General features: G+C 63.3%; 11 protein-coding genes. 5 read left to right on the top strand and 6 right to left on the bottom strand.

Going from position 1 to position 11,205, the window contains the following annotated elements; all coding sequences use genetic code 11:
• Positions 1-48: 48 nt before the first annotated feature.
• From EC912_RS03055 to EC912_RS03045, 3 genes are read right to left on the bottom strand one after another with little or no spacing between them, the layout of a single operon-like run.
• Positions 49-831: a polysaccharide biosynthesis protein gene (locus EC912_RS03055; RefSeq protein WP_132141644.1), complete on the bottom strand. Its 783-nt coding sequence runs from the start codon at positions 829-831 to the stop codon at positions 49-51.
• Between the two features lie 2 nt (positions 832-833).
• On the bottom strand, positions 834-2,378 hold the full coding sequence (locus tag EC912_RS03050; protein WP_243649113.1) for an XrtA system polysaccharide chain length determinant: 1,545 nt from the start codon (positions 2,376-2,378) through the stop codon (positions 834-836).
• Between the two features lie 37 nt (positions 2,379-2,415).
• Positions 2,416-3,039 (bottom strand): XrtA/PEP-CTERM system exopolysaccharide export protein, encoded by a 624-nt coding sequence (locus tag EC912_RS03045; protein ID WP_132141643.1) that lies wholly within the window; start codon positions 3,037-3,039, stop codon positions 2,416-2,418.
• 174 nt (positions 3,040-3,213) lie between these two features.
• Here EC912_RS03045 and EC912_RS03040 point away from each other — a divergent pair, with 174 nt between their 5' ends.
• Together EC912_RS03040 and EC912_RS03035 are read left to right on the top strand one after the other, a co-directional pair.
• Entirely contained in the window at positions 3,214-3,948 is a 735-nt protein-coding gene (locus EC912_RS03040; protein WP_132141642.1) for a YdcF family protein, read from the top strand.
• Between the two features lie 695 nt (positions 3,949-4,643).
• Complete coding sequence (locus EC912_RS03035; protein WP_132141641.1) at positions 4,644-4,916, top strand: hypothetical protein; 273 nt, start codon at positions 4,644-4,646, stop codon at positions 4,914-4,916.
• Positions 4,917-5,307: 391 nt separating this feature from the next.
• On the opposite strand, the gene EC912_RS03030 is transcribed toward EC912_RS03035, so the two are convergent.
• From EC912_RS03030 to EC912_RS03020, 3 genes are all read right to left on the bottom strand, one after another.
• Positions 5,308-5,958, bottom strand: coding sequence for a DsbA family oxidoreductase (locus EC912_RS03030; protein WP_132141640.1), 651 nt, complete (start codon positions 5,956-5,958; stop codon positions 5,308-5,310).
• Between the two features lie 71 nt (positions 5,959-6,029).
• Positions 6,030-6,929 carry an NAD-dependent epimerase/dehydratase family protein gene (locus EC912_RS03025; protein ID WP_132141639.1) on the bottom strand — a complete coding sequence of 300 codons (900 nt, stop codon included), beginning with the start codon at positions 6,927-6,929 and terminating at the stop codon, positions 6,030-6,032.
• 108 nt (positions 6,930-7,037) lie between these two features.
• Positions 7,038-8,555, bottom strand: a complete 1,518-nt coding sequence (locus EC912_RS03020) for a fumarate hydratase (protein WP_132141638.1) — start codon at positions 8,553-8,555, stop codon at positions 7,038-7,040.
• A 132-nt stretch (positions 8,556-8,687) separates the two neighbouring features.
• Here EC912_RS03020 and EC912_RS03015 point away from each other — a divergent pair, with 132 nt between their 5' ends.
• From EC912_RS03015 to EC912_RS03005, 3 genes are all read left to right on the top strand, one after another.
• Entirely contained in the window at positions 8,688-9,653 is a 966-nt protein-coding gene (locus EC912_RS03015) for a thioredoxin family protein (protein ID WP_132141637.1), read from the top strand.
• 149 nt (positions 9,654-9,802) lie between these two features.
• Positions 9,803-10,420 (top strand): PadR family transcriptional regulator, encoded by a 618-nt coding sequence (locus EC912_RS03010; protein ID WP_132141636.1) that lies wholly within the window; start codon positions 9,803-9,805, stop codon positions 10,418-10,420.
• Positions 10,413-11,204, top strand: coding sequence for a siderophore-interacting protein (locus tag EC912_RS03005; protein ID WP_132141635.1), 792 nt, complete (start codon positions 10,413-10,415; stop codon positions 11,202-11,204). The genes EC912_RS03010 and EC912_RS03005 overlap by 8 nt, the downstream gene beginning before the upstream one ends.
• Position 11,205: the final 1 nt, after the last annotated feature.

Here is an 11,205-nt window from a genome sequence, read left to right as displayed (position 1 = left end):
CTCCCCCCGCTTTAATACCCCTGCATGCGCACCGGCGAACGGCACGCTTCAGGGGGTCTGGTTGAACACCACACCGGCAAGTTTGTCCGGCTCGAAGTTCGCGACTGCCTGGCTGATCGCCGCCGGCGTGTCGCGTCCGTATCCCGCTACCACGATCACGTAATCGGCCAGGTCGGAAAGGATGCGCGCATCCGGCGACCCCTTTACCGAGGGACCATCGAGAAACAGATAGCGATCCGCATACCGGCAGCGCAACGAGTCGACCACCGTACGCATACGGAACGACGAGAAGTACTCTCCGCTGTTCTCGCGCGATTTACCGGCGGGAATCAGGCGCAGGCGAGGAATACCCGTACGGTAAAGAATCGGTTCGATGCCGATCGACGGATGTTCGAGGAAATCGATGAGGCCGCCATTGTCCGGCTCGACGCCCAGCGACTTGTGCTGATCGGGATAACGCAGATTGCAGTCGATCAGAAGACTGGTCTTCGCTTCGTCGAAAGCAAACGCGGCAGCAAGATTCCTGGCCACGAAGCTGCCGCCCGAGCGCGGGCTGACCGACACCACCAGCGTGACGAAGTTGTGCTGCCCCGCCAGCCCCAGAAGACGCGTACGGATACCGCGAAATGCGTCGGACTGCTGACGAACGGATTCTTCGCGGTGAATCATCCGCCGCTGTTCCAGTTGGAAGGGCGCGAGCGCGCCTCCCGTCTCGCTCATGCGGGCGATGGAGTGACCAGTGGATGTGCGCTCCCCGGCGCGGACGGCCGCGGACTCGAGCACGTCGCTGATCCGTGCCGATGAGGATGCATTGTTCTCGTGAATGGACATGGTTACCCCTTGAGCCGGAGCCAGAACAGAATCAGATATACGGCGGCGACACCCGCGATAATCAACACCAGCAGCATGTTATGCAGGCGTTCGCGGCGGCGGTCGCGCGGCGTCGGATAGAACGGAATGTCCGCCAGCACGGAAAGACCCGTATTGCGTTCCAGCTGCCAGATGGAGCGTACACGCGGATCTAAACGTACCAGTGCGAACAGCAGTCCGAACGGCACGGCCAGCGAAAGGCCGACGCCCGCCAGACCGAAGTGCATGAAGCGCAGTCCCGAGGGAACCAGCGGCATGACCGCGGGATTCTGGACCAGGAAGGTCAGCCCGCGCTGCTCGGCGTCGAGGTTCATCGACACGCGCGCATTCTCGCGGCGCTTCAGCAGATCCTGATAGACATCGCGATTGACGTTGTAGTCGCGGGTCAGTTCCGAGGTCACGTTTTCGGAGTTGGCGATGCGCTTGCTGCGTTCCAGCTCCGCCTGCAGCATGGCCTCGCTGGCGCCGACACGGGCCGAGGTCGCGGCGATGTCGCCACGGGTCGCCGCCATCTGCAGCTTCAGCTGCTGATACAGCGGATTCATGCGCACCCCGTTATCGATGGGGATGGGCGTGCCGGATGCCGCTGCGTTCTGCCGGGCGACATTCTGCTGCTGCAATTGCTGCTGCAAGTCCGCCATCTGGTGGCGCACGCGGATCACGTCCGGGTATTCGTCGGTATAGGTCAGCAACAGCCGATCTAGCTGGTTTTGCAGGTCGGCCATCTGCGATTGAAAAACGCCTTCGTTTGTCTGTATCGCATTGACTTCCGACTCGCCGGAAAGCTGGCCCGCCAGGGCACCTTCCTGCGAGCGCTTTTCCATCAGGTTCATGCGCGTGTTTTCGATCTGGTTGCGCAACTGCGAGATACGCGCCAGCGTGTCGGCCTCGCTGCCGGGCCGCGCATCGGCATTCGCGTCGCGGTATTCCTTGAGCTTGTCTTCGGCGTCGGTCAGCTTCTTGCGGTACATCTCGACCTGATTGTTGATGAACTCGTACGCATCGCGGCTTTCGCGCTGCTTGGACGCCAGGCTTTCGGTGATGAACAGCTGGGCGAACTGCTTCGTCACCGCGAAGGCGCGCCTCGGATCGGAGTCGAAGTAGGTAATCGTGATGAGGTTGTCGCGCGAGGTCTGTATGTTGGTGCGCGACTTGATGCCTTCGATGAGCTTGTCCTGCTCGACCGGCGACGGATTCGTCGCCATCCAGCCGCCGCTCGCGAGGATCTCGCTCATGACCTTTCGGCTGAAGATCACATCGCGTGCGATGCCCGCGCGATTCTTGTTCGCCGTCGTGGATGCCGCGCCTTCCATCAGGGGCGTGATGATGCTCGCCTCCTGCGCGAGAATGCTGGTGGAGGCTTCGTATTTCTTGGGCCACAACATGCCTATCGCCAGCGCGGCCAGAGCGATCGCGGCGAAGACGAACGCCATGGTCACACGGCGGCGCCGCGCTTCGCTTACCAGCGCCGGCAGCATGCCGCCAAAAGGTGTCAATTCACCGCTCACTTCAGTTCTCCTCTTCTCGTTTCCGTGGAAGCGCGCTTCAGAACGCGCGCTGCGGAACGGTAATCACGTCGCCGGGTTGTACCGGGTAGTTGTTCGCCAGGTCACCCTGCTGCAGAATTTTTTCGAGGCGGACCGAGTACGACGTGGTCGCACCGGCTTCGCCCCTGCGATAAAGCTCCGTCCGGTCGGGTGCCGCGAATTCGGTCGTGCCGCCAGCGGCAAGCACGGCGTCGAGCACGGTCATGCCCTGCCTGTAAGGAATGGAAATCGGCGTGCGTACCGCACCGGTGACGCGTACCCGCGAAAGGTATTCGTGGCTGCGCAACGCGGTCAGAATCACGGCGACCTGCGGGTCGCGCACGAAAGCTTCGAGCTTGCCCTTGATCTCGACGGACACCTCGTCGGGCGTCTTGCCGCCCGCGATCACATCGCCGATCAGCGGTACCGTGATCTTGCCGTCCGGTCGCACCGGAACGCTCACGCTGAGGTCCGGGTTGTGCCACACCGTGATCTGCAACTGATCGTCCACGCCTATCAGGTACGTGTTAACGGCGGGCGTATCGGTGCTGGCTCTTGGCGGCGCGGATGTCGAGCCGCTCGTCGCACAGGCGGTCACCAGCCACACCAGGCACAGCACGAGAAGTCCATTGACGCTTTTCATGACACATCCGCCCCTGTCGGAAACCTGTCATCACCCTACCCCGTTGCCCCGCGCAAATCGCCTGACCAGAAAGGCGGCTTCGGTAGGCCAACCTGCCTATGCCATCGGGCTGGATGGCTCGTGGCAGGGTTCTTGAGATGATGTCGGGACAAAGTCCGTCGAGAGCGTCATGTCATGAATCTCCCGGGCGCCATCGGCTGGCTCAGCCATCCTGCCCTGCAGGTCGCGCTGCTCTTGCTGCTCGCCCTGATCCTCTTCACATTCCGCTGGCGTCGACCCGGTCTGGTAGCGGCCTGTGTCGCCGTGGCGTGGCTGTGGGTATCTTCCACGCCGGCGTTCGCGCTGTGGATGCAGGACGGGCTACAGAACGCCTATGTGTCGCGCGATGCCGCCGCCTATCCCACCGCCGACGCCATCGTCATCCTCGGCGGAGGAACGCTGCCGCGTGGCGGGTTGGACTGGCGCGAGGACGAAGCGCGCGCGCAGGCCACGCGGCTGGGATTCGGGCTGGAACTGTTCCGGCATGCGCGGGCGGAAACGATCCTGCTATCCGGCGGCGACCAGGCATTGAAGATGGCGCATCGTCTGGAAGAACAGGGCGTGCCATCCACGGCCGTGCTGACCGAGGACGAAAGCATCAATACGCACGAGAACGCCGTCAACTCCGCTGCGCTGCTGAAAAAAGAAAACCTGCACAGCATCCTTCTCGTGACCGCCGGCATTCACATGCCGCGTGCGCTGGCATCGTTCGCGCATGAGGGCATCGTCGTCATTCCGGCACCGCCGGTCGACCGATCGCTGATCGATAGTCCACCGTGGTGGCCGAAGCGCAAGGCGCTGACGCTTACCGCGCGTTGCCTGCGCGAGTACGTGGGGATGTGGGGGTACCGGTTGCGTGGGTGGGTTTAGGGCTGTTGGCCGGAATGGTCAAATGCGGACGCGGGCAAGATAGATGCGATGCGTTCGCTCCCCCTCACCCTCGTCCCTGCGCAGGCAGGGACCCAGTGCGGTGCAGTGGGTTATCGCGATCACGCTCGATCAGTTCTTCGCCGAAGCGTCGGTACATCGGTACGCACGGCACAGAGCCTGCCGCTGCCCTCGTCGCGCCCACGTCGCGCAATCGTTGCCTCGCCCTTCCAGACTCACGCGCGCTCCTACCGGTCGCGACGAGGGCAGCGGCAGGCTTTTCCGGATGGTGGGGCATGTTGTGGCGAAGAGCAGAGACTTTTGCTGCTCTTCGCCTTACCCAACGTGGTCGCTGCGGACCCCGGCGTACGCCGGGGTGACGGTGAGGGAGTGCGTGGTCTCATCGCGCTCTCAAACAATTACCACGCATTTTTCGGAATAATCGGATGGATGCGTGGGTAAGGGGTTGCGATGCTTGGCGGGCCATCGACTCTTTCGATGGCCGGGTGTCGAAACCCGCTTTATGAGTCCACGCAGGCGGCGAATGCTCCTGCGTTCACTCCCGCACGTTTATGGCGGGCGTGTCGGGCAGACCTTGCGTCTGGCCGGGGTGGGTACTCGTAACCGGTTTTCGACCCCGACACGTCCGCCACCCTGCGCAACGCGGGTGGCGGCTCATCGGTCACATGGAGCCGTGTATGTCCTCTTCCCTCATTTCTTCCTGCCCGGTTTGCCGCGGCGATCTCGCCCTCTCCGTAGACGAATTGCACGATGCCGCGCAGATGCGACTTACCGCCTCGACATCGATTCTGAGCCTGCTCGCGCTTTCGGCCCATGACGATTTCGATGCAACCGCGATGTCGCAGGCGCTATCGTCAGTGCGGCGCTTGGTCGACGAAGCGGCGGAGTTTGTCGTGGCGATCTGGCGCGAGAAAGATCATGTCGTAAGCGCATCGACTCAAGCGGCCTGACCCAGACGATCAAGAGTCGAAGATCTCCCCCTTGCCTCACGACGTCACCCCCCTCACCGTCACCCCGGCGTACGCCGGGGTCCGCAGCGACCACGCCGGGCAAGCCCGAACGCTGAGGTTTCTGCTTTTAAAGCGACCATTGTCGTCGCGACAACCGAGCGCCTCGCCGCGGATTCCGGCGTGGGCCGGAATGACGATGAGGGTAGTCGGGCGCTTCCTGATATCGAAAATATCTGCGAGAAAAGTCGCCGCTCTCCGCCACAACACGTCCCACCACCCGGAAGAGCTGATCGTGCGCGATCGCGACAACCCGATGCGCCGCACCGGGCTCCTGCCTGCGCAGGAGCGACGGTGAGGGGTGGAAGGTCGTGACGTGAAAACGACCGCGCTCTTACACCTCTTCCTTAGCCAACTGCCGCAACGCCTGCTCGAACACTTCAACCGGCTGGCCACCCGAAATCAGGTGCCGCTCGTTGATGATCACGGCCGGCACGCTACGGATGCCCTGCGACATGTAGAAACGCTCTTCCTCGCGCACTTCGGCGGCAAATTCATCGGACGCGAGAATGGCGCGCGCGCGATCGGCATCGAGGCCCACGCTTGCCGCGACCCGCACCAGCGTCTCGCGATCGCTGGAGTCCTCGCCATGGGTGAAGTACGAAGAAAACAACGCCTTCTTCAGTTCGAGCTGACGCCCTTCGAGATCGGCCCAGTGCAGCAGCCGATGCGCATCGAACGTGTTGTAGACGCGTTTGCGGCGGGCGAAATCGAAAGGAAAGCCGACCGACTCGCCACGCTGGCGGATGGCCTCGCCGTTCTGCGCGATCTGCTCCGGCGTGCTGCCGTACTTGCCGACCAGATGCTCGACCGCGTCCTGCCCTTCGGCCGGCATGTCCGGATTGAGTTCGAACGGACGGAAATGCAGTTCGACGTCGACATCGTTACCGACGCGTGCCATGGCTTCCTGCAATGCGCCAAGGCCCACGGCGCACCAGGGGCAGGCAACGTCGGAAACGAAATCGATCTTCATGCGAGCGGTCATGGCGGTATCCCATCGGGAGGGCGCCGGCACGGCACCCGATGGAGTTCACATCGGGCCCGCGATGCCCGAGTTCAACCCGTCAGCATGTCGCTGGCGATCCAGTCGAACACGGAGGCGGCCTTCGGCGTCCAGCCCAGCTGCTGCCGGCCCCGGGTGCCACGCACACGGCTATTGGAACCCAGTCCGTAGGAAGCCATTTCATAGCCCCATTCGGCAATGGCATCGTCCAGCGGCCAGTCCTGCGCGGGGCCGAGGCCCATGGCTTTCGCCATCGCCTGACTCATGTCGCCGAACGACGCTTCGCCCGACTCCACGAAATAGAACGTTCCGGCCGGGGCTTTCGCAAGCGCCAGACGGTAGAAATCCACGACATCGTCGATATGGGTAGTCGACCAGATATTGCGGCCCGGCCCTACATGGCGCATCACGCCGCTCTTATCGGCTTGCTTACGCAGACGCGGCAACTGCACGCTGTCGCGGGCGATACCACGGCCGTTTCCGTAAATCAGCGTATTGCACAGCACCGCGGAACGGACGCCGCGCTTCGCCGCGGCGAGGACGAAATCGTCGATCGCAACGCGGGCCGCTTTGTCGGGCGTGGGCGCCGGCAAGGCGTCCTCGGTGAAGATGCGGTCGGAGGCTTCGCCACCGGAAGCATCGCCGACGATGCTCGACCCGCTGGTGTGCAGGAAAGGCTTATCCGAACCGGCAAGACCTTCGACGATAGCTTCCACCGCGCCGCGATGGTCGCTACTGGCGGCGTTGATGACGGCGTCGGCGGCGCGCGACTGCGCGATCAGCACGGCGGTATCGTTCAGTTCGCCGAGAACCGGCGTCATGCCCAGCGCCGCGAGCGCGTCGGCCTGTTCGGGACGGCGAACCAGTGCGATGACCTCGTGTCCGTCGCGGACCAGGCCCACGCCGATGGAACCGCCGATGAAACCCGTCGCACCCGTGAGAAATATCTTCATAACGCCTCCAGCAATCTATCGATGGAGGTCAGTGTGCGCTTCGGTGCCGGGCGGGAAACAGGCCGCCCGGCCCAAAACATTATTGCTACAACCGCAAGGATGCCCGGGTCAGACCACCACGACGGGAATCTTGCCGATACGCGACTGCCATTCCTTCGGACCGGTCTGGTGTACCGACGTGCCCTGGCTGTCGACCGCGACCGTGACCGGCATGTCCTTCACGTCGAATTCGTAGATCGCTTCCATGCCGAGGTCTTCGAAGGCCACCACGCGCGAAGACTTGATCGCCTTGGACACGAGATAAGCGGCACCGCCGACGGCCATGAGGTAGACGGCCTTGTTGTCGCGGATGGCCTCGATCCCGAGCGGACCGCGCTCGGCCTTGCCGACCATACCCAGAAGGCCCGTGGTTTCCAGCATCTGGCGCGTGAACTTGTCCATGCGCGTCGCCGTGGTCGGACCGGCCGGACCGACGACTTCGTCGCGCACCGGATCGACCGGACCGACGTAATAGATGAAGCGATTGGTGAAATCGACAGGCAGCGACTCGCCGCGATTGAGCATATCGACCATGCGCTTGTGCGCGGCGTCGCGCCCGGTCAGCAGCTTGCCGTTGAGCAGCAGCACTTCGCCCGGCTTCCAGTGGGTGACTTCTTCGGGCGTGACCGTGTTCAGATCGACACGACGGCCCTTCGATGCGTCGTAGGTCAGCTTCGGCCAATCTTCCAGCGACGGCGGATCGAGCGCGACCGGGCCGCTGCCGTCCATGACGAAATGCGCATGACGCGTGGCGGCGCAGTTGGGAATCATCGCCACCGGCAGGTTGGCCGCGTGGGTCGGATAGTCTTTCACCTTGATGTCGAGCACGGTCGTCAGCCCGCCCAGGCCCTGCGCGCCGATGCCCAGCGCATTGACCTTGTCGTACAGCTCCAGGCGAAGCTCCTCGGCACGATTCGACGCGCCGCGCGCGATCAGATCCGTGATGTCGATCGGCTCCATCAGCGCTTCCTTCGCCAGCAGCATCGCCTTCTCGGCGGTGCCGCCAATGCCGATACCGAGCATGCCCGGCGGGCACCAGCCTGCGCCCATGGTCGGCACGGTCTTCAGTACCCAGTCGACGATGGAGTCGGACGGATTGAGCATCGCGAACTTCGACTTGGCTTCCGAACCGCCGCCCTTCGCCGCAACGATGACGTCGAGCTTGTCGCCCGGCACCACGGTGACGTTGACCACGGCAGGCGTGTTGTCGCGCGTGTTCATGCGCTTGCCGGCCGGATCGGCCAGCACGGATGCGCGCAGCTTGTTGTCCGGATCGTTATAGGCGCGACGCACGCCCTCGTTCACCATGTCCTCGACGCTCATCGTGGCGTCGTCCCAGCGCACGTTCATGCCGATCTTCAGGAACACGGTCACGATGCCTGTGTCTTGGCAGATCGGCCGGTGGCCCTCGGCGCACATGCGCGAGTTGATGAGGATCTGCGCGATGGCGTCCTTGGCCGCTTCGGACTCTTCCCGCTCGTACGCGGCGGCAAGGTTCTTGATGTAGTCGACCGGGTGGTAATAGGAGATGTACTGCAGAGCGTCGGCCACGCTCTGGATAAGGTCGTCCTGCTTGATCGAGGTCATGGCGCTTGGCTGGCTCGTGGGGCTGGCAAAGTGTCGATTTTAGCGCAGGCGGCCCCTTATCGTCCGGGCCGCCTGTAATGTCCCCGCCAGACGCCCGGTCCACTGGGCAGGACACACGCTGACGGAGTACCCATGCGCCACTTTCTCAAGGCCTCGTTTTTCGCCCTCGCCCTGCTCGTCGCCGCCGTGGGCGCCCGCCCGGCGGCGGCCGCGCAGCAGGCGCCGGAATTCACCGGCATCGACACCTGGCTCAATTCCAAACCGCTGACCATGCAGGGCCTGCGCGGCAAGGTGGTACTGATCGATTTCTGGACCTATTCCTGCATCAACTGCCTGCGGACCCTGCCCCACGTCACCCGCTGGTACGACACGTATAAAGACAAGGGACTGGTGGTGATCGGCGTGCACTCGCCGGAATTCCCGTTCGAGCAGCAGACCGCCAACGTGAAGGACGCCATCGCGCGTTTCGGCATCCACTACCCCGTGGCGCAGGACAACGACCTGGCAACCTGGGATGCCTGGAGCAATCGTTTCTGGCCGGCCGAATATCTGGTGGACCAGCGCGGCAACATCGTTGCGCACCACTACGGCGAAGGCAATTACGCGGAAATGGAAAACGCCATCCGCACGCTGCTGGGTCTGCCGCGCCTGAAAGAAGCCACCGAAATGGACAAGGACGCTCCCGATTTCTCCGCGATCGGCTCGCAGGAAATGTACTTCGGCAGCGATCGCAGCGAGTTCAACGCCAGTCCCGAAGGCGGCAAGGCCGGCACCCGCGATTTCACCGCGCCGTCGCAGCTGGAACCGAACAAGTTCGCGCTGGTGGGGCGTTGGGAAATCGGGCGGCAGAACGCCAACCTGGTTAGCGGCACCGGCGAAATCCGTCTGCATTTCAAGGCGGCGAAAGTGCACATGGTCGCCAGCGCGATCGATGCGACAACGCTGGAAATTCTGGTGGACGGCAAACCGCAGCCGCCTGTCACCGTGCAGAAGAGCATGCTTTATACGCTGTTCGACAGTAAGGACTACCGCGAGCACGTGCTGACGATCCGCGCGCCGAAGGCGAACTTCCATGCGTTTACGTTTACGTTTGGCTGAAAGGTAGCCGTCGGGGCAAAGCGCTTCGACCCTGGCCTTGGTGGCTTTGGATTTCTGTGGGAGCGGAAAAGGCAGCAAGCGGCCTATTGCGCGATACACTCTCACGATATATCGTACGATCACTACGTACGATATATCGGAGTAATTCCATGCATCGCTTCTTCCATAATTTCAACGGCTTCCGCGAACGTTTTGAAGCACTTCATACCATCGGCCGCGGCGGTCGCTTCGGTGGCGGCGCTCCCTTTGGCTTCGACGAACGCGACGGCATGCGGGGCGGCCGCGGTGGCGGACGGTTCGGCGGGCGCATGTTCGGCCACGGCGATCTGCGCCTGCTGCTGCTGGCCCTGATCGAAGAACAGCCCCGCCATGGCTATGAACTGATCCGCACCATCGAAGAGATGTTCGACGGTCAGTACAGCCCCAGCCCCGGCGCGATTTATCCCACCCTGACCATGCTCGAAGAACTCGGGTATGCCCGGGTCGAAGCCGAGACCGGTGGCAAGAAGCTCTATGCGATCACCGACGAGGGCAAACGCTTCCTCGACGAAAATCGCGACACGCTCGATGCACTGACCGAACGGCTGCAGGTCATGGCCCGCTCCATGAACCGCCTGTCGGTGCCTACCAAAATACGGGAGGCCATGCATACGCTGAAGCACCAGCTGGTAAGCCACCACCGCGCATGGGACGACGCCGAAACCGTTCGCGTCGCCGCTATTCTCGAAGCCGCCGCCAGAGCCGTTGCGGAGCGTCCCCATGGGTGAAGAGTCCGTCGCACTCCACGCATCGACCCGCGTTCGCCACCCCATCCGCATGCGCCGCCTCACGGTGAAACGGGTAAAGCGGCTTACGCCGCATATGCTGCGCATTACGCTCGAAGGCGCCGATCTCGCGGGCTTCGTCTCCGCCGCGCCGGACGATCACGTCAAGTTGTTCTTCCCCGTGGCCGACGGTTCGCTCAACCCACCCGTCTTCACCCCGGACGGCCCGGTGTATCCGGAAGGCGTCGAGCCATCGCCCTCACGCGACTACACGCCTCGCCGTTATCACGAAGCGGCAGGCGAACTCGATATCGACTTCGTGCTGCACGGCGAAGGTCCCGCGTCGTCCTGGGCCGAACAGGCGAAGCCCGGCGATCTGCTCGGCGTCGGTGGCCCGCGCGGTTCGTTGATCGTCGCTTCCGACTTCGACACCTATGTCATGGTGGGCGACGAAACCGCCCTGCCCGCCATTGGCCGCTGGCTGGAGACATTGCCGGCATCGGCCCAAGCCATCGTCCTTGCGGAAATCGCCGATGCGGCCGAACGCCAGACGTTTACGTCGGCCGCCAGCGTGGAAACGATGTGGATCGACCGCAGCGGTGCGAGCGCATCGATCGAGGCAGTGTTGCACGCGCTGCCGACACCCGCCGGGGATACGTTCTGGTGGGTCGCCACGGAATCGAAACGGGCCCGCGCACTGCGACAGCATCTGGTTGAAGAGCGTGGCGTCGATAAGGACTGGGTAAAGGCGACGGGCTACTGGAAGCTGGATAGCAGCGAAGATTGAT

The sequence above is a fragment of the Luteibacter rhizovicinus genome (genome assembly GCF_004342265.1).
GTDB classification, from domain to species: Bacteria; Pseudomonadota; Gammaproteobacteria; order Xanthomonadales; family Rhodanobacteraceae; genus Luteibacter; species Luteibacter rhizovicinus_B.
Note: the sequence above shows the minus strand (reverse complement) of the source record. Positions and strands in the feature narration are given on the sequence as shown.

Coding starts and splice junctions, on each gene's coding strand:
- EC912_RS03030 (WP_132141640.1), bottom strand. CDS start 5,958: ATGACCGCTCGCATGAAGATCGATTTCGTTTCCGACGTTGCCTGCCCC.
- EC912_RS03045 (WP_132141643.1), bottom strand. CDS start 3,039: ATGAAAAGCGTCAATGGACTTCTCGTGCTGTGCCTGGTGTGGCTGGTG.
- EC912_RS03035 (WP_132141641.1), top strand. CDS start 4,644: ATGTCCTCTTCCCTCATTTCTTCCTGCCCGGTTTGCCGCGGCGATCTC.
- EC912_RS03055 (WP_132141644.1), bottom strand. CDS start 831: ATGTCCATTCACGAGAACAATGCATCCTCATCGGCACGGATCAGCGAC.
- EC912_RS03015 (WP_132141637.1), top strand. CDS start 8,688: ATGCGCCACTTTCTCAAGGCCTCGTTTTTCGCCCTCGCCCTGCTCGTC.
- EC912_RS03025 (WP_132141639.1), bottom strand. CDS start 6,929: ATGAAGATATTTCTCACGGGTGCGACGGGTTTCATCGGCGGTTCCATC.
- EC912_RS03040 (WP_132141642.1), top strand. CDS start 3,214: ATGAATCTCCCGGGCGCCATCGGCTGGCTCAGCCATCCTGCCCTGCAG.
- EC912_RS03010 (WP_132141636.1), top strand. CDS start 9,803: ATGCATCGCTTCTTCCATAATTTCAACGGCTTCCGCGAACGTTTTGAA.
- EC912_RS03020 (WP_132141638.1), bottom strand. CDS start 8,555: ATGACCTCGATCAAGCAGGACGACCTTATCCAGAGCGTGGCCGACGCT.
- EC912_RS03005 (WP_132141635.1), top strand. CDS start 10,413: ATGGGTGAAGAGTCCGTCGCACTCCACGCATCGACCCGCGTTCGCCAC.